This is a genomic window from Bradyrhizobium sp. WSM4873 (assembly GCF_055811355.1).
Map to the genome: position 1 here is coordinate 1 of NZ_JBVVPS010000006.1, position 22,679 is coordinate 22,679.

Genomic DNA, 22,679 nt, shown 5'->3' on the forward strand with positions numbered 1-22,679 from the left:
CCTTCACGCAACGCCATCGTAGAACTCGCCGCGCTCGCGCGCATTTGTCAATCAGGCGGCCTTCGTCGTATGCGTACTGTGCGAGCGCCTGGCCATAAGATGCGTTAGCGGAAGCGACGCCAAGCTTCGCCACCCAAAACTTGCATCACAGATCCGCCGGCCACGAAGGTGATAGAACCGCAAGCGGGTATGCACGATGTGCTTGTAGCGCCTTTGGCGCAGGTTAGGGCGGCTCGGTTAGTCGGCCGGGTCGAAAGCGAAGGATCTTGCGCAGAGCCCGCCAGTAAATCTGGCCAGCTGACGTTCGCTCCCCCAGGGGGCACCATCTTGATTACGCGAAAATCCAATTGATCAAGAGAGCGACAGGTTGCCAAACCAACCATCCGATTGCGGCAAGCCAGACGAGTGTTGCGATGAGAGCAATGACACCGAATGCGAGCGGGAAGGCAATGTCAGCCCACTTTCGCGGCTCGGCATCACTTGAGATTGGGTCTGCCGGGGCGTCTGACACTCGGAAGTCCTCAGCTTCAGATGAGGACTATCTGGGTCGGGGATGACGTCGACAACCGGCCGCTGATATTAACCTCACTGAGCAAGCTTAATGGCGTAGTCCACTCCCTTCAAGGCTGTGGCCGCCGCTGGTTGATCACGGCCAGGACGATCCTGCTGCACAGGATCCGGCGCTGCCGACGCCCGAGATGGTTCACCACGGGTTTTCGGGCGAGCCCTTGCCAGATCCGGGACTGCCGATCGGGAGACCATTCGGAGCGGTGCCCGCGCCTCGGCCGGTGGTGTTGGTTTGAGGGCCCGCGGCGCCGACCATTGATGGATTGGTCGTGGTCGCTCCGGGGCGATTTACGCTGGTGGTTGTCGGCGAGGTGGAAGTGCCCTGACCAGAAAAGGTCGGATTTTTAGACGTTGCAACGGGTGCGCCCGACCGGCCGCCTGCAGGAGATAAGCCACCCGTTTCGGACGCACCTGAGGATGATGCACCGGAACTGGACGAAGCACTGCCAGCGCCTGATGATCCGCTTCCAGCGCCCCCGGCGCCGCCGGCAGCACCACCTCCGCCGCCTTGAGCGAGGGCGGTTGAGGCCAGCGCAACGCACGCGACTGCTACGATAAGGGATTGCCGGATCATGGCTTCGCGCTCCAGTGATTTACCCGACAACGGATGATCACTGGCGGGAGTTCCTTCCCGAAAGGTGGGCCGCGAGCTTTCCAACCAGTATCCACTCGCGGCCCTTGCCAGCTCTGAGATTCTGGCTGTACGCGGTCAGACGACTGGCGAGAGTGATCCTGCTGTGGTGTCAGGCGACCTGCAAGTGTGCGCTGGGCTTAAGTTAACGCAGCAAGGTTGCCAACCAATAACGGGATGGCGATCATGCTGAACATGCTTCTGGACGCGATCTACGGCGGTGTCATTTCAGCCTCGATCCCCGGCATGAAGAGCCAGCGAGCGGCACGCTCCAGCACCCCGCGACAAGCCCTGCTTGGCTATCGGAATTGATCGAAGTGCCGGATAGAGTCGATGAGCTCCCCGCGCCCCGTTAGTCCGAGATTGACGCATGCCAGGCTCGGCTACGTGTTTCGAGCATGTCGGCCCAGGTGACGCTGCATTGATTGCATTCCGGAACGAGAGGCCGCCCACTGAGGCGGCCCCGCTACTTCACCGCTTACTGCACGACGGTTGATTCTTTCGGCACCACGGCTCTGGGTTTTTGAAGCCGTACCCAAAGCTACATTGAATGCATGCTGCGACGGTTGGTTGAAGGCCGCAGCATCTTTCGCCTGAAGATTCGCAGGGTTTGCAGAGTTTGGCCTGAGCCAGTTGTATCTCGGCTGCTGCCGGAAGGGCAGAGAAGGTTAGCAGGGCAATTCCCAGAGCAGTCGCAATTTTCATTGGTCGCTCCTTAAAGTTGCTAATTCAGAACGATGGGACTCTACAGCAACAGCATGGAACTAGGCCACCACGAAAAGTACCAACTGCAGACGAGGAATCCCCAAGGGGAAACCGGCCAGCGTGAACCGGTTGCGCGCTGATTACGATGCGACATGTCCGTCCCCGTTCGCATCCGTAAGCACGAAGCTGTGTCTCAGACCGGTAGCTACGAAGTCTGCTTCGCCGACGGTCGGGCAAGCGCCTACTTCTATTGGGACGATGTCCCGGGGCGGCGGCTGTCGCCGAACCTGTTGACCGGGGCAGAAGCGCTTGAGCAGGCCAGAGCACTCGCACGAGCGGAGATGGCTCGCCATCGAAAAACGGAATGAACAAAGGCTGGGGGCGGCCGTTCGAAGATCCGATTGAGGTGGCCGGCCTCAGGTTGGTGACCCTGCTCGATGCCGGTGAGTACATCGCGGCGCTGCCGAAGAAAGAGCACAGCGCGCCGGAATGGCAAACTGCAATGGAGGCGCTAATCTTAGTGGCGGAAGGTGGCGGTCCAACGATGTTCGCCCGGATCGGCGTCATGCGGGCACTGAACCGCCACTACGTCCCAGCGTTAAACCCCCGGGGCAAAGGAGCCGCATTGGGGGCGACGCAAGCTGAAAAAGGATCAATGAAAGAGCCGGCCCTTGTCGTGGGTTATGGCCGGATCGCGCGTAAAGTGCCGTCTTGCCACGACTTCGATTGACCGGGGTCCGGTGGCCTGTGGGGAGGCCGCCCCGGGAGCACTGGGAGGGCCGCGACTCCAGCGCTAGCTGGCTCCGTGGGATGGGGGGCATCCGGTAGACTGCCAGCGCCAAACCCGCGACCTCGCGATCCTCCCGCACTTTCGGAGCCTCTGCATTTCACTTTGTGAATCTGTGACGGAATGGCTGGCCAAAAAAGCGGCCCCAGGACGGGGGCGGACCTGAGGCCGAGGATTACCTTCCCTCTGCCTCAGGTCCGTACGCGAAACGAAGCCCGAGGCCATGTTCCAACGGTCCGCGGATTGGACCGTTCCACGTGAATGAAACAGGCCCGCCAGCGTGAACCGGCCGGCTGATGCGAGCGGGCCACACGGTACCCAGTAGCTCGCGTCGCTGCGCTGAGCTTCAGGAACGTATCGCGTCAATCGCGTGGGCAATCAGGATTGCAACGCTGACCGCGACTACGATTACGAGCAGCCAAGTGATCACGTTCGTCTCCATCATGGAGTTGAACGCGCTCAATCGCGCACAGTCAAAAACAACCCGCCAGGAAGCTTAATTTGGCGTTGGCCTGAGGATTCATGGCAACTCTTGCGTCCGCAGTCGGCCCTATCGGCGGAAAGCCAGTAGGAGAAGAACACCAACAACGCACGCCGCGAGTAACAGTAGTAAAGTACCCACGGCTCCCTCGAATCATTAGGGATTTGCATGGGAACTTACATCATCCGCGAGCGGGCCCAAGCTCCCCCGCCGAAGCGCTGATCCCAGGGTTCTTGAAGGGCCCGCCAGCGTGAACCGGCGGGGGAGCAAGGCGCTGTCATCAACCTGTGGCATAATCATTGCACTGTTGAAGCCGGACTGGGATTTCAGAGCCCAGTTTGAGACAAGAGCGCTGCCGGGGGGACTGGCATTTCGAGCCCGGCAGCGCTCTCCTTGGTTTTTAGGGCTCAAACCGCTTGGCAAGCATCGCGAGCTCGCTCGAAGCAGATAGCGGTAAACCTTGAGCCGGATGGTCCAAGTCACAAGCTGGATCAGGCGCATTCCAGCCTCTCCTTAATCAGAGCGAGGCGATCGCTGGCTTCGACCACTACTTGGTGCATCCCATCAATGGCGGTTTCTGCGTCGGGACCCGCGAGGAAAACGACAAGCAAGTCGGTGAGGTTCTGTGCCTCCCTGAGGAGGTCAGGGGGGCTTGCCGGCACGAAGCGCGATCATCATGCGCGCCGCTTTGTCTTCGGAGAGTGGACCTGTCGCTGCGACCATATGCTCGGATGAAAGGAGCCACAGTGATCCCGTGATCTAGCACCCATTCAACTGCCACTTACGCTAACCGGAACGAAACCAATCAGAGCTAGGGTATGAGGCGACGCCGGACTGGCGCAATCGCATGAGCACGAGGGACCTGCTGGCGTGGGCGAGTGGGTTTCTGTTTTGATCGATAGAAATGCGCGTCAACAAGATCACTTGGGATAAAATCGACCGCGCAACGGAGCCGGGCCGATATAGATGCTTTTTCGGCTATCTGACCGTCACCTCAGAAGACATCGAAGTGTGGACCCGATTTCCGCACGCCACCTTCACCTTGATCTCGCGGCCCACCTCTGAACAGTCGGTCGGCGAAGACTATCGCCTGGGCGCATTTGACATCGGCGATCCTACACCACCGTAGCCGATGCTCCAAACAGCGCCCCCCGTCGAACGCCGTCAGTGAACGCTTCGCTCTAGCTCTCGCAGCAGTCGATGAAGAAAATCGCTAGCGTGATCGTATTGCGCACTGCCGTCCACGATCTGATGTGCGAGCGGAGACAGCTTGTTGCCGACGGCCTCCGGGCCGATCAGTCCCGCGCGGGTTGACCACCGTGCCAACAGATCGTCGGGAATGTCTTTGCTCGACCCGAACAGCTTCAGCAGCCGGTCTTCAGCTATGCCACTACCATCATGGTGGGCCTTGGCCGCATAAAGGGCAAACAGCCCACGAAAAGCGTTACGGGAAACAGCGCGTTTTGTCATCGCATGTCCCTTGAAATCAAATTTGTCAATAGGAGAAGCTTGGAGCTGTCGGGCGGGAAAAGCTAGCAAAAAATAACGCCGCAACTGCGCGCCTCTGGCGCGAGCCGAAAGACGGCCCATTATCTCGGCTCCCAGCGCCCGCTGGGACTGGTCGGGCGAGGGATGATCCTCGACATGAGCACAACGCCGCGCGCACATCGGCCCCGCTCCCGCAGAGCAACAATTCGGCTAATCAAGCCTAGACCTTGTTCTGTTCATATCGAGCGACCAGTATGACTGGAATTTCCGCCGGCTAACGCACTGGCCCACTTTTCTTTTCGATCACGATTTTTGTTTCAAATCGGAACCGCCGAATATCGGAGCCACGGGTGATGAAAATTGACAAGCCCAAGGAGTGGACCGAGCAAGAGGTCCAACTGCTGCTCAAGCTAGCAAGCGAGAATGGTCCCATTTCTCAGATAGCCAAAAGAGCTGGGAAGATACGTGCGTGGCGAGAGGTCTACCGTCTCCCGAGCAGCTCGGTCGGCGACGCATCCGGCGATCTCCTGGTCGCATCCCGGCGACCAGCCCTCAATGAGGTTGAAAACGAAGATAGTGACGGGATAGCTCTAGAGGTCTGACATTGAGTCACGCAGCACCGTCTCGTGATTGTTGTCCTGCTCGTCAGTCTCGGGCCGAGCGCAGCCTAAGCCGTGCGCGCCCCAGTTCCTCCAAGACCAAGTAGGGTCTTATGCAAACGAGGGCAAATGAGTATACGCATACTGCGGTACTCTGGAGATACGGCCGCCAGCGCGGATTCCAAAAGAATGGCTCAGCCGGTTCGTCAGCCGCTCCGATTGGGGTTGAAGTCTGGTACGAGGCGGGTCCCAGCGGCACTCCCGGCGCTCTAGTCCGCAATTGCATCGGCAACCGGGAGCATTGGGGGCTGGATAGTGAGCGAGCCGTCTAAAGTGACAAGGCGCTACCGGTAGTTGTACAGAGTCCATTTCCGGAACGGGGTTTTCTACTGTGAGAACACCGGCGTGTTTTAAGTACGAACCAGTTTCAAGTTGTCCAGGAATGCCGCAGTGGGACTAGAACCACGCTGCGGCTTTCCGTTGATTGAACCCAATTCTTTGGTGAGCCGTATCTGACGGCGCAAATGTTTTCTGCGGGGCGAATAGTGAGCATCCAAAGCATCGTGGCGACTATATTGGAATGCGAGCTGGCAGCGCGCGGCGTGCAATCATTGCGGCATTCCGATTGCATGGAGATCGTGGAAAACCTACTCGTTCGCTTGAAGGAACTGGACCAGGAACTGGCAAAACGAAACAGAGAGCAAAGCTAGGCGCACGACTTGCCGAGGAAGCACGGTAGATGACAGGAGTTAATCGGCGCTAACCAGGCGCAGGCCCGGCGTAAGACCTGGGCATGCTGGTCTGAGGCGTTACAGACGCCGCCAGTCTTCTCGATGGCGAACTTGTAAATGCTTTCGCCCCGGCCTGAGAGGCTGTCTTGGCCGCGCGTCATCACGAGAATGATAGTGGTCCATTCCTCGCGGTCAGCGTCACGCCAATCGGACTTCCAAGGAAATTGCTCATAGCTGCTCTTCGCAAGTCCTGCTCACTGAATAGCCTCCGTCGGCGTGCGCCTTTGATTGTCCACTCACCTCTGTACCTCGCGCAGCCCATCCGCGATCAGCAGCGCCTCTCAAGAGGGGCTCAATCTCTCGCAGCTTTTCGTGCGGCAGCTCGGCGTCATCGTCCTGGTTACGTCTGTTCTTGAGAGACAATTACTTCGCTGTCGTCGGCTGTTTGACGCGGACGGTGATCTTTTCCGATACGACAGGCGGCTCGAAGGGATAGTGCCTCGCGTCGCCGAGGACGAGTTGTAGAGTGTGGTTTCCGGGCGGAAGCTCAAGCAATGTTTCGGTCTGTCCTGCCCCGAAATGCAGATGCGATTTGTCCTGCAGGATCGGCTCCTTGGGATCGATGGGGTCGTTGACGTCGATCAGCAGATGATGGTGACCGGCGTTCTGATATTCGTCGCCGGCGTGGGTTACTCCCATGTTGCGCAAGCCGAAACGGACCCAGAATCCGCCGCGGACCTTCTGCCCGTCATGCGGGGTGATGAAATAGAGCTTGGCGTCCTTGGGCGCTGCCTTGCCTTGCGAAAAGGCTGCCCCCGGAAGCAATGCGAGCGCCGCCGCCAGTGCGGCGCAACGAAGGATCTGCATCAAACCAACTCCACCACTTAAGGACCGAACGCCACACGGAATCCGTGCGTCGGATAACGAACATTGGTGTCGTAGCCGTCGCGGTTGGACGGCCGCACATATCTCAAATCGTTCTTCCAGGAGCCCGAGCGCAGGACATGAGCGCTGCAGTCCCCGCTGCTCCATGCCGAGCCGTCGGTGGGCGCGCCCTGATAGGTCTTGTGCCAGCAGTCCTCGACCCATTGATCGACACCGCCGCCCATGTCGTGGAGCCCGAACGGATTAGGCCTGAAGCTGCCGACCTTCGCCGGTTGCTCGGCGGCGAGATCACCGCAATCCTTGCAACCGGCCATGCCCGGCTGCAGCTTGTCGCCCCACCAATATTTGGTCTGCGTTCCGCCCCGCGCGGCATATTCCCATTCGGCTTCGCTCGGAAGCCGATAGGTCTTCTTCGTCACCTGAGCGAGATAGGCCGCATATTGCTGCGCGTCGGTCCAGCTCACATTGCTGACCGGCGCATCGTCCTTGCCGATGGCCGTGAAGCCGCACGCCTTTGCAGCGGCGCACTCGTTCCATTCCTGCACGGTCACCGGATATTTGCCGATCGAGAACGGCTTGACCGTCACCTGATGGACAGGACGCTCGGTCGGGTCGTCATTGCTTCCCATCGCAAAGCTGCCGCCGCGAATGGCGACCATCTCGGGTTGGCGGACGGCCGTTGCCGATTGATTTGGCGCCGGAGCGGGCGACGGAGATGATGAAGCCGGGGAGGGAGAAGGCTGCGGCGTCTGCGTCGCCGCTTCGCGCGGCGGCGGCTGCGGGCTTAGCGATGCGGCCGGAGAAGCGGCGGGCAGGGCGGCCTGCTCACTCACCTTGCCCGGCGCCTGCGTCAGCAGGTACCACAGCACGCCGGTGGCAATGACCAGCAGCGTGAGGCTCAGGAGGAAGATCAAGATATTCTCGCGCCGGCCCTTGGTCTTGCCGACTGCATCTGCATCCGGCAGCACGCGATAGACGCGCACGGGATCGGTAATATTCTTGACTTTGCGGTCCCCGAGCGACTCGTAGCCGCACACGACCTTGTGCTTGATCTGCTCGTAGATCGCCCCCGAAATGTAAACCTGACCAGGCTCCGCGATACCCTCGATGCGTGAGGCGATGTTGACGCCGTCGCCGTAGATATCGTCAGACTCAACGATGACGTCACCGAGATTCACGCCAATCCGGTACTCGATCCGGGTATCCTTGGGGAGCGAGGCGTTGCGCCCGATGAGGTTCTGCTGGATGACGATGCTGCATCGCACGGCCTCGACCGGACTGTCGAAAATCGCGATGAAGCCATCGCCCGTCGTTTTCACTAGACTTCCATGATGCTCGATGATGCTGGGCTGGATGAGATCCCGCTCGATCCGTTTGACGCGGACGTGCGTGCCCTCCTCGTCGGCCTGCATCAACCGGCTGTAGGAAGCGATGTCACCGACAATGATGGCTGCGAGACGACGAGGCCCGATACCATGTGAAGGGGGTTCACCGTTGTTCCCGGATCGGAAGTTCCGAATTTCGCCCATAGCGGGGACCCACAAAGCTGCATAGCACCCCCAGCATACGACCGATAAAAGAGCACGTGTAAAGAAATTAGATCGATGGACGGAGACAATGTCGAAGGGTTTTTCAGCCAACTAACGCACACATGAACCTTTTCACCTTGGGCACCGACTAAGCTTCGCCGTTAGCGCATTCGACAGGGCATCTTTTTTGCTGTCCAGCAGAGGAACACAAGCAGGGTGCGGGTCGCTAAAGTGTTTTGCCGTGCGTCGGTGTTACTTTCAAGGCGACACCTTCAGGCCCGTGCAGAAGTAGTAGTCAGATGCTGCAGCAATTCGACGAAGCCGACCGGGACGAGGACGACCGTGGAACGAAATACCCCGCTTGAGCTACCTCAGGAAGAATGCGCCGAGTGGTCCGTAAGCAAAAGGCGCTCTTGACGGCATATCAATCGCCCGCGTCTGTCGTCGCTATGGGGCGACCTGAGTACGACATCGAGGAACTCGCGGGGACAAGCTATCGAAAGTGGAGGATATCCACTCCTCCTCACCATGGGTCGCAAGATGCTGTGAAGGCAACGCTTCTTGGCGCTTCAGTGAAGCTGCGGGCAAATTGCTACGGTGATTAGCTACGAAGCTGCCCCTAGCGGCCGTCGCTCAGCTACAGAGTGTCGGGATTGGACCCATCCATTTTCCTGGTGGTGCCGCTCGTCGCGCGCCCTTCTTGCCTCCACCGTCGCCTCGTAGCACCGCCCCAGCGTAGTTCACGGCGTCCGGATGTACGATTGGCCCGGAGGCTAGGCGCGCCGTGCAGATGTCGGGAAAGCCGTGCAACTAGGCTGAGAGCGGAAGCGAGGGGCTGCCTCAGAGGGCGGCCTTCTCGTTAGCTGGTAGGCGTCCGCATGTCATTGGCGAACGAGCTAGAGACCGCATACCTCCAGCATCGAGAAAAGCAAGGCACCGCTGGGGCAATGGCTGCTCGACCGCTGATCGAACTACGCCAACTCTGTTGCTCCCTTCACAGTTGCGTGCTTCATAAGCCGCTGTCGGCGGCGGCGCCGACGCGCTCGGCTCCCGTGCTTTGGATCGAAGGTGCGGACCTCCAGGTGCGGGGCCGAATTAGCGCTGACTTCTATGATTGTTTCCGACTGCGATCGGCTTACAGCATGGACTGTGGGCTAGCCGTCTTGGCAGGAGATACCGAAGTTGTCACACGCGAGAGCGAATGACTCTTTTGCCTTTGCATCCTCGAAGCAGAAACGAGCTCCGACCTCCGCGCGATCAATCCACCAATCGATGTTATTGCCTTTCGCGATGCGGGAGGCTTCGCCGCGTAAAAGGTCCAGTTGTCTTCCGGCAGCACGAACGATCAGGCAATTTGCTTTGGGCACAATCCGTTCTCCAAGGGCAATCAGCACTGGTATGAAATGGCGCCAGCCGGGTTGATCCTAGAGCTAAGCACCGTAAACGAAGGCCGCAGCAGGAGCCCCGCTGCGGCCTCATTGTCAAAAAAAGCCGGGTGAAAAAGATCTAAGTGAAATATGGAGCCAGCCCCGGTGGAGGCATCATAGCGGGCTATGGGCAAGGGAAATATGATCTAAATCACAATTCAAATTAGTAATGAATCCGAACCATCTATGCTGAGGGAGAGCGCCGCCGGGGCTGGCTAGCTGGCGGGCTCTCACCCCGAGCACAAGGCCGCGTATGTCCCCCACGGCCCCGTCCCAAGCAACACGGTACGCAGCCGCCGCTAACAAAGTGTAAACCTTGTTCCGTTCATATTCGTCGGTCGCAATGGTGAACTCGCTGCGACTTCCGGCTGGAAGCCCGCTAGCTAACGCACCTGGCGGGCTTTCTTCCTTTTCGAAACCAGTCTGATTAATCATCAAAGCATTGCGCGGATGAAGAGAAACGACAAACCCAAAGAATGGACCGATGCAGAGGTGCAACTTCTGCTCGCGCTGTCGCGCGAAGGCGCCGGCGCGGTCCAGATTGCAAGTGCGTTGGATAGATACGTTGCATCGCTGAAGCGTGTGGCGGGAAGCTTTGGCCTCCAACTGCGGGGTTAAGGGCTGCCGGTCACGCTGGCGGCCCTAGCACTCCCGGCGCTCTAATCCGCAATTGGATCGGCTGCCGGGAGCATTGGGGGCTGGAAACCAAGCGATGCCACGTTCGCCCTATATCGACAATGCGTACAAAACCGGAATCCGGTAGTTGTCCGGAGTCCATTTTCGGAACGGGGTGTTCTACTGTGAGAACACCGGGGCGATTTAAATACCAACCAATTTCAAGTTTCCGGGAATGCCGCAGTGGGGCTGGAACCACGCTGCGGCTTTTCCGTGAGAAATCAACTTCCGCGCACAGCGACGTTTTTCGTCAGATTACATTTTGGCGCAGCAAGTTGGTCCGGAAGTTCATTTTGGAGCGGGGGCGAGCGCAGTTTGATATGGGCAAGGACGCGTCGGGCCGCGAGTGCGTACATGCCAGACATTAACGGCGGCATCTCCGCTCGCACTCACGCCGACGGCACCTTACGGACTCATTCGGTGCCACGTCATTGGGTCCACCAGCTTGCCGTATTCTTTTGTCCCCAAATGGGGATTGCGGCATCGCTCTCCTTTCATAGAAGGTTGCCTGATCGGAGCCCACATCGATCGGTGATGGGCATCAAGCCAAACCCGAAATCTGCGACGTCCATGACGGGTCGCAATGGGACCCGCGTCGCGCATTTCCATGCAAAGGGAGCGGAGACCATGGCACTCATCAATGGAACAGCAGGCGACGATCCACTGGTTGGCACGGCTGCGGATGATCAGATCAACGGCCTGCAAGGCAACGACACCATCAGCGCTCTCGACGGAAACGATACCGTAAGCGGCGGCCCGGGCAACGATGTCATAGATGGCGGTGCCGGCAATGATACCCTGGATGGAAATGCCGGTACCGATACGATCACCGGTGGCGATGGCGATGACACGATCAATGGCGGCGCGGGCAACGATACGCTGAGCGGAAATGCCGGCGTGGACACCATCCATGGAAACGCGGGCATTGATGCAATCGATGGCGGAACCGGCGACGATCACCTCTTTGGTGACGCCGGCGACGACAGCATTCACGGCGGGGACGGCAACGATGACGTCCATGGCGGCGCGGGTGCCGACGCCCTGTGGGGCGACGCCGGCGACGATACCTTGAGCGGCGACGCCGGCAATGACGTATTGAACGGCGGCGGTGGTAACGACGTACTCAACGGCGGCCTCGGGGATGACACTCTGAATGGCGACGCCGGCAACGACACGCTGAACGGCGGACTTGGCAATGACCTGTTGAATGGCGGTGCGGGCGACGACATCCTGAACGGTGGTGCCGGCACCGATGCGCTGAACGGTGGCGACGGCAATGACACCATGCACGGCGATGCCGGTGATGATCTCATGGATGGCGGCGCGGGCAACGATACGATGTTCGGTGATGCCGGAGACGACGTCATGGCCGGCGGTGCGGGCAACGACATCCTGAACGGTGGTGATGGCGATGACGAACTCAGCGGCGGAGCCGGCAACGATACGCTCAACGGCGACGCCGGAGACGATACGCTGGCCGGCGGCGACGGCACCGACGTCCTGAATGGTGGAGATGGGGCCGACTCACTGTCGGGAGGGGCCGGCAACGACACCCTGAATGGCGATGCCGGCGATGACGAGTTGAGCGGCGGCAACGGCGCCGATGTCCTCAGCGGCGGGCTTGGCGACGATGTGCTGACGGGCGGCGCAGGTACCGATACGCACAATTTCGGTGACGGCACGGCGACCAACTTCGGCAATGATGAGGTCACCGATCTCAGTGCTGCGGACGGCGATGTCGTTCATGTCGATGCTCCGCCCAGCTTTGACCCGGCCACGGTCGTCGTGGACGACGACGGCACCAACACCGTGCTGGATTTCGGCTTCGGTACAATCCAGCTCGACGGCGTCTCGGGCGGTGCGACACCGTTCGAGTCGATCGATGACATCAACAATGCCGCCGGTTATACGGCGATCGAAGTTGTCTAGCGCCGACTAGCAGCGGGGCGGCAGTCAGGCCGCCCCGCCGTCTGCATGTTTTCAGTCAGTGATAGTGTCGGCCCGTTATGTATTCTCGTAACCGTGGTGCGATCCCAGCATCTGGCCAAAGATTGCTGGTGACCTTGATTCCGGGACGATTCGCGTTGATGTGGATCGTGTGTTTCAGCGTGTGCGTAAACATGCTGCTGCTGGTCGTACCTTTCTATTCCATCGAAGTGTTCGACCGTGTGCTCAGCAGCGGTAGCGTTGAGACGCTTGTCGGCCTCACCGTCATCGCTGTGGGCGCTCTCGCCTTCAGCGCCGCCTTCGACACGTTTCGTAACCGACTGTTGAGTCGGTTCGCGGTTGGGTTCGAGCATTGCCTCGCTCCGATCATCCTTGAGGGCAGCATCGTCGGCACGGCGCCGGGCGACGGACGGCAGCACGATCTCGTCAAGCTTCGCGAGTTGAGAAGTTTCCTGTCGAGCGGAACGGTCACATCGCTGATAGATGCTCCATTCCTCCCGGTGTTCATTCTTATCCTGTTCTTCCTGCACCCCTGGTATGGCGTCATAGCCCTGATTGGGGTGGGGGTCCTGTTGGCGATGGGTGTTGCAAGCCACTGGATCGCGCGCGGGGAAATTGCGCAGGCTTCGCAAGCCGCGTTGAAGACGCAGGCGATGCTCGATGGAATTGTCCGTCACTCCAGCGTGGTGCGGGCGATGGGCTGGACCCCAGGCGCCATCCGCGCCTTCATGAGCCTCAATGCCGAAGCCCTGTCTCCGGTGGTGCGGGCTAGCGAACGAATCTACACGATTGCGGCAGCCGCGCGAATGGTTAGGACGATTCTGCAGATTGCCGCCATCGGCGCCGGTGCCTGGCTCGTGCTCCGGAACGAGGTGCTCTCCGGCAGTCTGATCGCGAGTTCAATCCTGATAGCTCGCACATTGCAGCCCATGGAAGGGTTGGTCTCGGCTTGGCGCGCGTTGGCATCTGCGCAGGACGCCTGGACGCAAGTCAGCAACGCTGCGATGCCGGTTCTTGCACGTGCGCAGAAGACATTGCTTCCGCCGCCATCCGGCATTCTCCAGGTCGAACGGGTGACATTCCGGATTGGCGGAACGCAGCGTCCCGTTCTCGCGGGCATATCATTTCAATGCCGGCCATCCGAACTTGTCGTCGTGATCGGACCGACCGGCGCTGGAAAATCCACATTGCTGCGCTTGATGGCAGGCCTCGAGCGGCCGAGCAGCGGTACAATCCGGTTGGACCGCGCAGCACTCCATACCTGGGATCCTGATCAGCTTGGGCAATTCATCGGCTACCTTCCCCAGGACGTGCAGCTCTTGGGTGGAACGGTGGCCGAAGCAATTGCCGGGTTTGATGAATGCGCACGGGACGAGGCTATCGTCGCCGCGGCCATGCTCGCGCAGGCGCATGAAATGATCCTGTCCCTTCCGGCCGGCTATCAGACCGAGATCGGCCGCGACGGCAGCAGGCTATCTGGCGGCCAGCGTCAGCGCATTGGACTTGCACGCGCTTTCTTCGGCGATCGCAAATTGATCCTGTTGGATGAGCCCAATGCCAATCTCGACCCGGACGGCGAAGAAGCGTTGTGCTCCGCCATTCAATCAGCCAAAGCGCGCGGCGCGGCATCGGTGATCGTCACCCACCGACCGCGGCTGTTGACCATCGCCGATGCTGTGCTGCTGTTGAGGGACGGCAACCAGATCACCTTCGGACCGCCATTTGAAGTTCTTCGCGCCCAGCGGCCGGCACCGGTACCGGGTTCGCCTGGGCTCCCTCGCAATGTCGAACCTCAGAAGCTGCCAGGCAGGAGGGTCCTTCCATGACGCAGACCGGTCATGCCTCCGCGATTTCCGCGCCTGTTGCCGGCCTCGGCTCGAAGACGTGGCCGATGGAGCAACCGCGATCCGACATGCGACGGATCATTGTCTGGGGGTGTGTGCTGCTCGTCCTGCAATTTTGCGGCTTCGGCTTGTGGGCAACCACGGTTCCGCTCCGCGGCGCCGTCGTGGCACCAGGATTCATCAAGGTCCATTCAAAGCGCAAGGCGGTGCAACACCTGGAGGGCGGAATCATCAAATCGATCTATGTTCGGGAGAACGATCACGTCGAAGCCGGTCAACTCATTGCGCGGCTCGACACCGCGCAGATTGAAGCGACCCTTGGTTCCCTCGAAACCAAGTTCTTTGCTGACCTAGCGATGGAGGCCCGGCTGGCGGCGGAGCAAGATGCCGCGAAGTCAATCCGGTTTCCGGACGAATTGCGGGAAAGTGCGACCCGTCTCTCCGCACGTATCGCCATTCAAACCCAGGAGGCTGAATTTGCCGCGCGACTGGCCGCGATTGAAAACGAGCGCAAGGTGATCGATCAGCAGATGCTCCAAAACGCGGACGCCATCCGTGGCCTGGAGAGCAACACTCAAGGACTTGAACAGCAACTCAAACTGCTGCGAGAAGAGATAGCCGACACGAGCTATCTCCTCGCAAAGGGCCTCGCCCGGAAACCACGTGTGTTGGCGTTGCAACGCGCGGAAGCCGAGGCTGCCGGACAGGTCGATCGCAATGCCGCGTCAATTTCGGAGATGCAGGGCAAGATCTCGGAGTTGCAGGACAGACGCCGGCAGCTAGGATTCAACCAAAATCAGGATATCGCCAAGCAGCGGCATGCGACGAGCGAGGAAATCGGTGACCTCAGACATCGAATTGCCGCCTTGCGTGCCCAGCTTGTCCGGTCCGAATTGCGTGCCCCGGAAAGTGGAAGGATCGTAGGCCTCAACAGCAGGGACCTCAATGCCGTGCTTGGACCTCGGGAAACACTTTTGGAAATCGTTCCGACGCAGGATCGGCTTGTCATCGAGGCGACATTGAAGCCTGCCGATCGGGAAGAGGTCTATGTCGGACAGATCACCCGTGTGCGGGTTCACGCGCTGAACGTTCGTCGCCGGCCGATGCTCGAGGGAAGGGTCGTCGGCGTTGCGGCAGACGCGCTGACCGACACCCGTTCCGGCGAGAGCTCCTATTTGGCCGAGGTTGAGCTGGACCCCAACGCGCCGACAGCCTCCTACATCTCCACATTGATGCCTGGAATGCCTGTCGAGATATTTGTCGAGACGGGGGAACGAACCTTTGCGGAATATCTTTTGCAGCCGATGACGCTACGGATCAACCGTGCGTTCAGGGAGAATTAAGAGCTGGTGAGGGGTGGGCCGGCCTACGAGGGAGGCGACCGTGCATGAGTGCAGTAAGGCACTACCGTCCGCACAGGATGATTTTCGTTCCGGTTGCGTCGAGCGCGCCTCGAAGCAAGGCAATGACGGATGTAGTCTATCAGGGCCTTGTCCGGAGCCACGCCCGCAACAGATCGCAATGGAATATTTCGCGAAGGCCATGGCGGAATTGCTCGGTTGCCGGAGCTGCTACGTAGCGATGATATCCTCCTCCGGGCTTGAAGAAGTCAGAATCGGAGACGCCCAAACCGATCCGTCATGCACGACGATGGTTGAGCGAATTGCGCGCACGGGCACCCCTGAGGACGTCGCCTCGCTCGAGCCGATCAATTCCCGGACCTGGTTCGTCCGCAAGTTGATCGGTGCGGAACCCCCAGTAAAGAGTCATTCAGTCATTGGTAGGTTTGCTTCCGATGAGCGAGCCACGGTCGTATTCGTGGCCGGATGGCGACCGACCGCGCTTGCGTCAGCCGAGATTCCTGGTTTGGCGCATACCGTACGCCCGTTATGGAACGCCGCTCATTCACTTGCCCGGCAAACCCCGGGGCATGTCGATGCGCAACTCTGGCTCGAAGAGCTGACTTTTCCCGCCATCGTCGCGGACCAGAGCCTGCACATTTACGCAGTCAATCGTGGTGGACGAGTACTGCTTGCCAAGCGCCAGCTGCTAAGGATGGACGGAGGCAGGCTCGCGGGCTCATGCGGCTCCGTGACCGAGAGCTTGCGGGAGGCAGTCGGGAAGGTGCTGATCGAGAGCGGGACTCATGGATCATTCAATACTACGGTACCGCTCTCGATGGATCGTCAGCAGTTCGCCTTCGCCAAGATCGGCGTTGTTCCAACGCATGACAAGCTGGGAAAGGCCCTCATTGTCGTGCCGCAATTCGACGACGTGCAGGGCGCGCACTGCATTGCATCTGCCTTCCGATTGAACTGGGCTGAGGAAAGAATCGTCACCCGGATTCTTCAATTCCAGTGCCCTCGCGATATTGGAGCCGAGCTTCGGCTGACCGAGGCAACGGTGCGAACCTACACCAAGAGGATCATGCTGAAACTAGGGATCAATCGACAGTCGGAATTCTTTCTTCTGTATCATCTCACCCAGTCGCCTTTTGGCGCTGGCAGGCGGGAGAACTCGGTGAGCCGGCTGGTCTCCGACCGTCGATTGGATGAAGAGGGCTCGATGCGATTGCGGCGGGTTGGCAAGCATTCGCCTGACTGAGTACGGGGGTCTCCGCGATGTCGAATCGCATGAGCTGCGCAGGTTTGCTCCACCGGGCGTTTGCCGCCCTGGTATTGGTTGGGGTCGGCTTCCATGCCGATGCCCAGAGCATTCAATTGGCGCTTCCTGTTGCCTGCGAGCCTGGCCGTACCTGCTATATCCAGAATTACACGGATCTCGATCCGTCTCGGTCGGCGCGAGATTACAAGTGCGGCACGCTGACTTATGACGAACACAACGGCACCGACTTTCGCTTGCCCTCACTGGCAATGCAAAAGGCCGGCGTGGAAGTGCGCGCAGCGGCAGGCGGCCGCATTCTTCGTATCCGCAATGACGCTCCAGACGGGACTTTTACAAAATCGGGGCGCGAAGCGGTGCGCGAGGCTGAATGCGGCAATGGCGTCGTCATCGAACACCCGGAGCAGTGGGAAACCCAGTACTGCCACCTGGCCGCCGGAAGTGTGTTGGTCAAACTTGGAGACAAGGTCGAACTTGGACAGCCGATCGGCCGTGTCGGTCTCTCCGGCCTCACGGAGTATCCTCACCTGCATTTCACGGTGAGGCACAATGGCGCGGTCGTCGATCCATTTGCGTATGGCGTACGTCCCGAGTCTTGCCAAGGCGGTCAATCCCTCTGGCTTACTGCCTTGCGCCCGAAACTCGAGTATCAGGAACGAGCCATCCTCAACGCCGGCTTTACGACGGGTCCGGTCACGATGGAACTCATCGAGGACGGTAGTGCCGAGAGGCAAATGCCGTCTGCCAGTTCGATGGCGATTGTCGCATTCGTGCGGGCTATCGGGCTCAAGGCAGGCGATGCGCAATGGCTGGTCATCACGGATCCTCTCGAGAACGTCATTGCGGAAAATCGGTCTGGGCCGCTTCAGGCCAACAAGGCGCAATTCATGCTCTTTGCGGGGAAGAAGCGACCCCCTGGGGGTTGGGAACGCGGGTCCTACAAGGCCACTTATGTTGTCGAGCGGGATGGCCAGGTCGTGCTCAGGAAGGACCTGGAGCTCATGCTCTAGCGCCGCGCCTGTGCTCGGGAGCGCCCCGACGCCACGGGCCTTTTGAAAGTCTGATTGGTTGCCGGAACGGCCCGCCCCGCTATACGCGGTCAGACGACTGGCACAGCGATACTGCTGCGGTGGTCAGGCGACCTGCAAGTGTGCGCTGGGCTTAAGGTAACGCAGCAAGGTTACCGTCCGCGTCCTTCGCACGCAGCGGCCGGCGCCTCCTCTCGCTGGTGTTGGCGATCCGAAGTGTCTCTCTCAGAATGAGGACCTCGTCGTATTGCTCCTCAATGCGCGATCTGATGGCAAGACGCCGGATTCGGTCGCTGAGGAGTTCGAGGCGTGCAGCAATAATCGTGCTCTTGATTGACATGTGAAGCTCCCCAGAACGCCACTGAAGGGTCCTGATGCTTCGCCGGATCGCGACAGTGGGAAATAACCTACGCTAAGTTTTTTGCCATTTTTTCCTGTTCCGAGAAAGGAACAACGGCTGCGGGGGCGTTGAGGCGAATCCGAACTGCTGCGCATCGTCACCCCTTCAAGCCGAGAGGGTAATCAGGGGCGTCAACGTGGCGCACCCCGATTTAACATGCGCTAGATGACGTGCGGGTTGTTCTTGATACTCTGCCGAAACAGCGATAGGCGCCTTAACGGGAGCTTGGAATGTCGGCGGTTTCAAAAGGGATTGCGTCTGCGAAGCATTGGGTAAGCGATCTAGTTTACGAAAGACGCTACGGCGTTCGCACAAGCGGACGTTTGATATTGGACAAACACGACGCAGAAAACGTCTGTTATACGCCGATGAATTGGCGTCAGCTACGTTGGGCGCTCCCCAGCAACTCCGTTAATGCGCAAGACGTGTTTCTAGATATCGGCTCTGGAAAGGGGCGAGCTGTTCTTGTCGCCGCAAAGGATTACCCATTTGCGCGGGTGATCGGCGTGGAGTTCGTAAGGGACTTTCACGACATAGCTCAGAGCAATTTGGCATCCGTTGCAGATAGATTGCGCGCTGCAAAAGTTGAACTGATTTGTGCTGACCTGCGGGATTTCGAAATCCCCGATGACGTGACCGTAATGTACATGAACAATCCCGTTCGCGGGAAGATTTTGGAGCATGTGTTTTCAAGCACAGCTCGTTCGCTGGAACGTGCACCCAGGCGCATTCGCCTGATCTACTACAATCCCGTGGAGGAGGGAGCGCTCCTTGCGACGGGCAAGTGGCGAAAGGTTAGAACGATCCAACCTAGGTGGCGGCGGGAAGAAGCGCCGTACGGCACCACTTGCATATACGAGTTTATCTGTTAGTTGACCTCGGTTCTTGGAGCATTGGAGATGGCCCGGAGGCCGATACTTCGGCTCGACGCTGGTAAGCTTGGGGCTATGGCTCTCGTACCTCAGCGAATTATGGTACCCCGAAGAGCGGCACAGCGAAGCCGCCAACCGCGACGAAGAAGCCTCCGCAGTGACCCATTCCCAGGGCCCGCCGGCTCGCGCTGGCGGGCCTTCTCGTTATGAGAGGCAAGCGACGACGGCGAGAACCACGTCCGCGCCCAACTCACCTGAAGACATCGCGAAGATAAATCCGGCACCAACAACAAGCGCAATTGCTTTGAGCGTCATCATTTTGAAATCCCCTCGTCAATGAGCGGAGGTTAGACCCGGACCATTTCGGGAGTGCTTCGCGCAAGGCGGCAAACGGTTTCGTTCACCAAGGCGTTATCGGGAAGCCGCTGGCGACATGACGCAAAAAGGGCCACAGCACCTATCGGCGCTGCGGCCCCGCCGGGTTAAATAAATAGGTGGAATATGAACCAGCCCCGGCTTCAGCGATGCTATGCCCGCGTGCTTCTGGCGCAACATAAATCGTTGTTTCCATTAACGGAACTGGCGAACTGTTGCAGAATGGATGACAGCGAAACTGACATGGACAGCGGCCTTGGCCGATGCCGCCGCGGGCGCGTCAGGTTCAACAATGCGAATTCGGTTTTTCTCTTACTCCGATCAGTTGGATTTAGGACACATTCACAGAACCTAATGCGCGAGAGCCGTACCGGCTTAGCGCTCTTGCCAGCCCCGGAGTGCTACGTTGGATGAAATCGCCGCCCGCGTTTAAGCGAGCGCTGAATCCAGCCCAGAGGCCGCCTCAGTTGGCGGCCTCTTTCACTCATCTCTCTTCAGCTTGCGCCGACCCCAATACGGCTTTTTGCCCTTCCGGTTGAACTTGACGACGTGGTGCCGGTTCAAAGCCCGCATGACGCCGATGCGGGAGATCATCGTCGGGCCGCCGCTTCTTCGACCATGATCAACGTCTCCATCGCGGCTTGCCATTCGGGCGCCTGATGCTCCATCTTCGGCAGAGCGCTGATGTACTCGCCGGCATCGAGCAGCGTCACCAGCTTGCGGCCATCGGGCAGCGGTATGGGCTCGTCGAAGGAGCGGGGCCATTTCACGTCAAGCGCAGCCTGCCGGAAGGCGCGCGATTACAACCCCTGATTCCTGGTGGTTGTGGTCCCAGCATGACATGATGATCTATATTTGCGTTTCGGAGGGAAGCCCGATGCGCCTTGCATTGCCTTATCTTGGAATTTGTCTTTGCGCGTCACTCGCGGCGTGGTTCTCCTTCACGCTGATCTATTGACCAAGCGAATCCTCACCCGGCGTCAAGAGCCGCACGTATGTCCCGCTCTCATGCAGCTCCAGCCAGCCCTTCTCGACAGCGCACCTGATGCCGGCGCCGAACTCCGCGCCGCTTGCCTTGAGCGTGTAGAGGAATGGGTAGTTGATCTTCTCGATATGGATTCTGCCGTCCTCTACTGCCTTGATGCCCGAAGCCAGCTGAACGAGCTGACGCGCGGCGACTACGGGATCGGCAAAAGGGCGTTCGGTGACGTGCTTCATCGCTGGAATCAAAACCTCAAGCGCCCATGCTTGCGCTCCGCGACCGTTTGCCTGGAAGCGAGCAGGTCGCAACACTCGCTCATTGGGAAAACTACGGTTAAAAAAGTGCTGACGCGACCGTTGCAAACACCGTAGCTATTTTTCCGAAGAGCATGAAAAATGGAGTGGAATCAATAAGGTTGACGAGACACCCCTTCCGCCAGGACATTGTTTCCCTCTGTATCCCGCTGGCGCCCGGCCTTCAGAAGCCGGTTCAAACCGCGAGCACCACTACCATCTCCAACATCATCGCACTTCCCACGCGCACCGTGGTTCGCCGGCCTTGCCTCCTGAGAACGTGGCCGAGGTGAAGGCGCTTCCGTACAGCGTCACCCGCGGGGCCCACTCCAGGAAGCCCCGCCGCTCCAAGAACGGCACTCCGGAGGAGCGAGCGGGGAAGCAGCCGGTCCAAGTGCTCTATGCCGGCCGGATGTACCTCACGCCCGCGCGGAGCGGGGACCCGACGTTCGTCCGTATCGTCGAGCATCGCGACGCTGTGAGACGATATGACCGCGCCGTCAGTAAGTCCTCCGCAAATAATCGATTTAGTAGGTCGAGGCGGTCGCGAGCCACTGCGCGTAGTGGGTGTCGAAAGCGAGGCAACGCGCCAACCAAACTACGCAAGCTGCTCGGTCAAAACCCGCGGTTTGCTCAACCGCTCGCTCAGACGGATCATCGGGCGCTCGATTGCTATCCATGTGAAATATGAAATAAGGCAGCAGGCGAGCAGAGTCGCGAAGCGCCAGATTTCGCAGCTCCACGCCGGCAAAGCGAAAGGTAACCACTGGCCGCCGACTATGGAGGCCGTCAGGAACACGATGTAGTGCAACAGGTAGATCGAGTAGGACGCGTCGCCTGCAGCAACTAGCCAGCTGAGCGGGCGTCGGCGCCAGGGCAGTTCGAGAGTGGCCAAACCAGCAAGGATCAGCGCCATCGAGAGCGGCACCGAAAATATGAAATCGTGACTGCGCGTTCAGATCAGCAGAGCAACGCCCGCGATCAGCGGCAGCGTGCTTCCGGCGCGGACGACCACGCCGCGGGCGAGGAAAACGACGACACCGGCTAGGAAGTCCGCCTGCGTCGTCGAGACCAAATGAAACGACCACGGATTGCCAAGGTACCAGCCTGTCGCGGCGAGCGTTGCGAGCGCGGTCGCCAGTCCGCCGACGCCCGCAATTGGGACGACTGCAGCAGCCAGCGCATAGAACACGATCTCGCGCTCGAGTGTCCAGCTCGGGTCGTAGGCCGATGCGCCGGCCTGTGGCAGCAGCGTCATCGAATACAGAACGTGCGATGCGGCTTGGGGCGCGTATTTGCCCCAGGCAATCAACCCCAGCACGGCCGCAATGGCGATCCAGTACATCGGATAGAGACGGAAGGCGCGCTTCAGTGCGAAGCTCGCGACCGTGAACGAGGGTTTTGCGACGACTAGGCAAATCACGTAGCCAGAGATCGCGAAGAACAGGTTCACCCCGAGGAAGCCCCACTGCTTGAGCCATGGGATGGGCATCCACGCGGTTTCCGGAAACGCTCCGCGCACCGCGACGTAGGAATGGAAATAAGCCACGGACAGCGCGGCGAGCGCCCGAGCGGCCTGTAGTCCCTCAAGCTTGTGCTCTTTCCCCATGATGACTGGCTACAGATGTCGGTGCGATCGATCAAGCCTCCTACGTCTTTCCAGGGCTTCGCTCCTTCTTGACGAACCGAGCTTGAACGCGGCGCGTGACAAGGCGTTGAGATAGCGCCGCCCACTTGCAAACAGGAACCGGCCGAAGTCTGATCGGCCGCATGGGTCGCCATCAGCACGACGTCGACGAGCTCGCGTACAT

The 22,679-nt window shown here is 59.6% G+C and carries 20 protein-coding genes; 11 read left to right on the top strand and 9 right to left on the bottom strand.

Going from position 1 to position 22,679, the window contains the following annotated elements; genetic code table 11:
• Positions 1–1,384 precede the first annotated feature (1,384 nt).
• From AC0L21_RS11015 to AC0L21_RS11025, 3 genes are all read left to right on the top strand, one after another.
• Positions 1,385–1,510 (top strand): hypothetical protein, encoded by a 126-nt coding sequence (locus AC0L21_RS11015; protein ID WP_473261159.1) that lies wholly within the window; start codon positions 1,385–1,387, stop codon positions 1,508–1,510.
• A 757-nt stretch (positions 1,511–2,267) separates the two neighbouring features.
• Positions 2,268–2,633, top strand: coding sequence for a hypothetical protein (locus AC0L21_RS11020; RefSeq protein WP_473261161.1), 366 nt, complete (start codon positions 2,268–2,270; stop codon positions 2,631–2,633).
• Positions 2,634–4,075: 1,442 nt separating this feature from the next.
• Positions 4,076–4,300, top strand: a complete 225-nt coding sequence (locus AC0L21_RS11025; RefSeq protein WP_473261163.1) for a hypothetical protein — start codon at positions 4,076–4,078, stop codon at positions 4,298–4,300.
• A gap of 35 nt (positions 4,301–4,335) precedes the next feature.
• Here the strand turns inward: AC0L21_RS11025 and AC0L21_RS11030 are convergent, their stop codons facing one another.
• A complete protein-coding gene (locus AC0L21_RS11030; RefSeq protein ID WP_473261165.1) occupies positions 4,336–4,761 on the bottom strand; it encodes a hypothetical protein in 426 nt (141 codons plus the stop codon).
• A 251-nt stretch (positions 4,762–5,012) separates the two neighbouring features.
• Between AC0L21_RS11030 and AC0L21_RS11035 the strand changes: the two genes are divergently transcribed.
• The gene (locus tag AC0L21_RS11035; protein WP_473261167.1) at positions 5,013–5,261 is read left to right on the top strand and encodes a hypothetical protein; all 249 of its coding nucleotides are present in this window, start codon (positions 5,013–5,015) and stop codon (positions 5,259–5,261) included.
• A 1,151-nt stretch (positions 5,262–6,412) separates the two neighbouring features.
• On the opposite strand, the gene AC0L21_RS11040 is transcribed toward AC0L21_RS11035, so the two are convergent.
• From AC0L21_RS11040 to AC0L21_RS11050, 3 genes are all read right to left on the bottom strand, one after another.
• Positions 6,413–6,856: a DUF4399 domain-containing protein gene (locus AC0L21_RS11040; protein WP_473261169.1), complete on the bottom strand. Its 444-nt coding sequence runs from the start codon at positions 6,854–6,856 to the stop codon at positions 6,413–6,415.
• A 17-nt stretch (positions 6,857–6,873) separates the two neighbouring features.
• Positions 6,874–8,403, bottom strand: a complete 1,530-nt coding sequence (locus AC0L21_RS11045; RefSeq protein WP_473261640.1) for an SUMF1/EgtB/PvdO family nonheme iron enzyme — start codon at positions 8,401–8,403, stop codon at positions 6,874–6,876.
• A gap of 1,154 nt (positions 8,404–9,557) precedes the next feature.
• Positions 9,558–9,770 carry a hypothetical protein gene (locus AC0L21_RS11050; RefSeq protein WP_247482871.1) on the bottom strand — a complete coding sequence of 71 codons (213 nt, stop codon included), beginning with the start codon at positions 9,768–9,770 and terminating at the stop codon, positions 9,558–9,560.
• A 510-nt stretch (positions 9,771–10,280) separates the two neighbouring features.
• On the opposite strand from AC0L21_RS11050, the gene AC0L21_RS11055 reads away from it, so the two are divergent.
• The 6 genes from AC0L21_RS11055 to AC0L21_RS11080 all read left to right on the top strand — a co-directional run bounded on the left by AC0L21_RS11055 (position 10,281) and on the right by AC0L21_RS11080 (position 17,928).
• A complete protein-coding gene (locus tag AC0L21_RS11055; RefSeq protein WP_473261172.1) occupies positions 10,281–10,448 on the top strand; it encodes a hypothetical protein in 168 nt (55 codons plus the stop codon).
• 684 nt (positions 10,449–11,132) lie between these two features.
• Positions 11,133–12,434, top strand: a complete 1,302-nt coding sequence (locus AC0L21_RS11060) for a calcium-binding protein (protein WP_473261174.1) — start codon at positions 11,133–11,135, stop codon at positions 12,432–12,434.
• 128 nt (positions 12,435–12,562) lie between these two features.
• Complete coding sequence (locus AC0L21_RS11065; protein WP_473261178.1) at positions 12,563–14,278, top strand: type I secretion system permease/ATPase; 1,716 nt, start codon at positions 12,563–12,565, stop codon at positions 14,276–14,278.
• A complete protein-coding gene (locus AC0L21_RS11070; protein ID WP_473261181.1) occupies positions 14,275–15,639 on the top strand; it encodes an HlyD family type I secretion periplasmic adaptor subunit in 1,365 nt (454 codons plus the stop codon). The genes AC0L21_RS11065 and AC0L21_RS11070 overlap by 4 nt, the downstream gene beginning before the upstream one ends.
• Before the next feature lie 178 nt (positions 15,640–15,817).
• Positions 15,818–16,900, top strand: a complete 1,083-nt coding sequence (locus AC0L21_RS11075; RefSeq protein ID WP_473261186.1) for a helix-turn-helix transcriptional regulator — start codon at positions 15,818–15,820, stop codon at positions 16,898–16,900.
• A 17-nt stretch (positions 16,901–16,917) separates the two neighbouring features.
• Positions 16,918–17,928 carry a M23 family metallopeptidase gene (locus tag AC0L21_RS11080; protein WP_473261191.1) on the top strand — a complete coding sequence of 337 codons (1,011 nt, stop codon included), beginning with the start codon at positions 16,918–16,920 and terminating at the stop codon, positions 17,926–17,928.
• A gap of 151 nt (positions 17,929–18,079) precedes the next feature.
• Here AC0L21_RS11080 and AC0L21_RS11085 read toward each other — a convergent pair whose 3' ends face one another.
• A complete protein-coding gene (locus tag AC0L21_RS11085) occupies positions 18,080–18,286 on the bottom strand; it encodes a hypothetical protein (RefSeq protein ID WP_473261194.1) in 207 nt (68 codons plus the stop codon).
• Between the two features lie 290 nt (positions 18,287–18,576).
• Here AC0L21_RS11085 and AC0L21_RS11090 point away from each other — a divergent pair, with 290 nt between their 5' ends.
• A complete protein-coding gene (locus AC0L21_RS11090) occupies positions 18,577–19,218 on the top strand; it encodes a class I SAM-dependent methyltransferase (RefSeq protein WP_473261196.1) in 642 nt (213 codons plus the stop codon).
• A gap of 965 nt (positions 19,219–20,183) precedes the next feature.
• Here the strand turns inward: AC0L21_RS11090 and AC0L21_RS11095 are convergent.
• The 4 genes from AC0L21_RS11095 to AC0L21_RS11110 all read right to left on the bottom strand — a co-directional run bounded on the left by AC0L21_RS11095 (position 20,184) and on the right by AC0L21_RS11110 (position 22,477).
• On the bottom strand, positions 20,184–20,363 hold the full coding sequence (locus tag AC0L21_RS11095; protein ID WP_473261198.1) for a hypothetical protein: 180 nt from the start codon (positions 20,361–20,363) through the stop codon (positions 20,184–20,186).
• Between the two features lie 181 nt (positions 20,364–20,544).
• Complete coding sequence (locus AC0L21_RS11100) at positions 20,545–20,811, bottom strand: hypothetical protein (protein ID WP_473261200.1); 267 nt, start codon at positions 20,809–20,811, stop codon at positions 20,545–20,547.
• A 655-nt stretch (positions 20,812–21,466) separates the two neighbouring features.
• Positions 21,467–21,784 carry a hypothetical protein gene (locus AC0L21_RS11105; RefSeq protein ID WP_473261203.1) on the bottom strand — a complete coding sequence of 106 codons (318 nt, stop codon included), beginning with the start codon at positions 21,782–21,784 and terminating at the stop codon, positions 21,467–21,469.
• A 39-nt stretch (positions 21,785–21,823) separates the two neighbouring features.
• Positions 21,824–22,477 carry an acyltransferase family protein gene (locus tag AC0L21_RS11110; protein ID WP_473261205.1) on the bottom strand — a complete coding sequence of 218 codons (654 nt, stop codon included), beginning with the start codon at positions 22,475–22,477 and terminating at the stop codon, positions 21,824–21,826.
• Between the last annotated feature and the right edge of the window lie 202 nt (positions 22,478–22,679).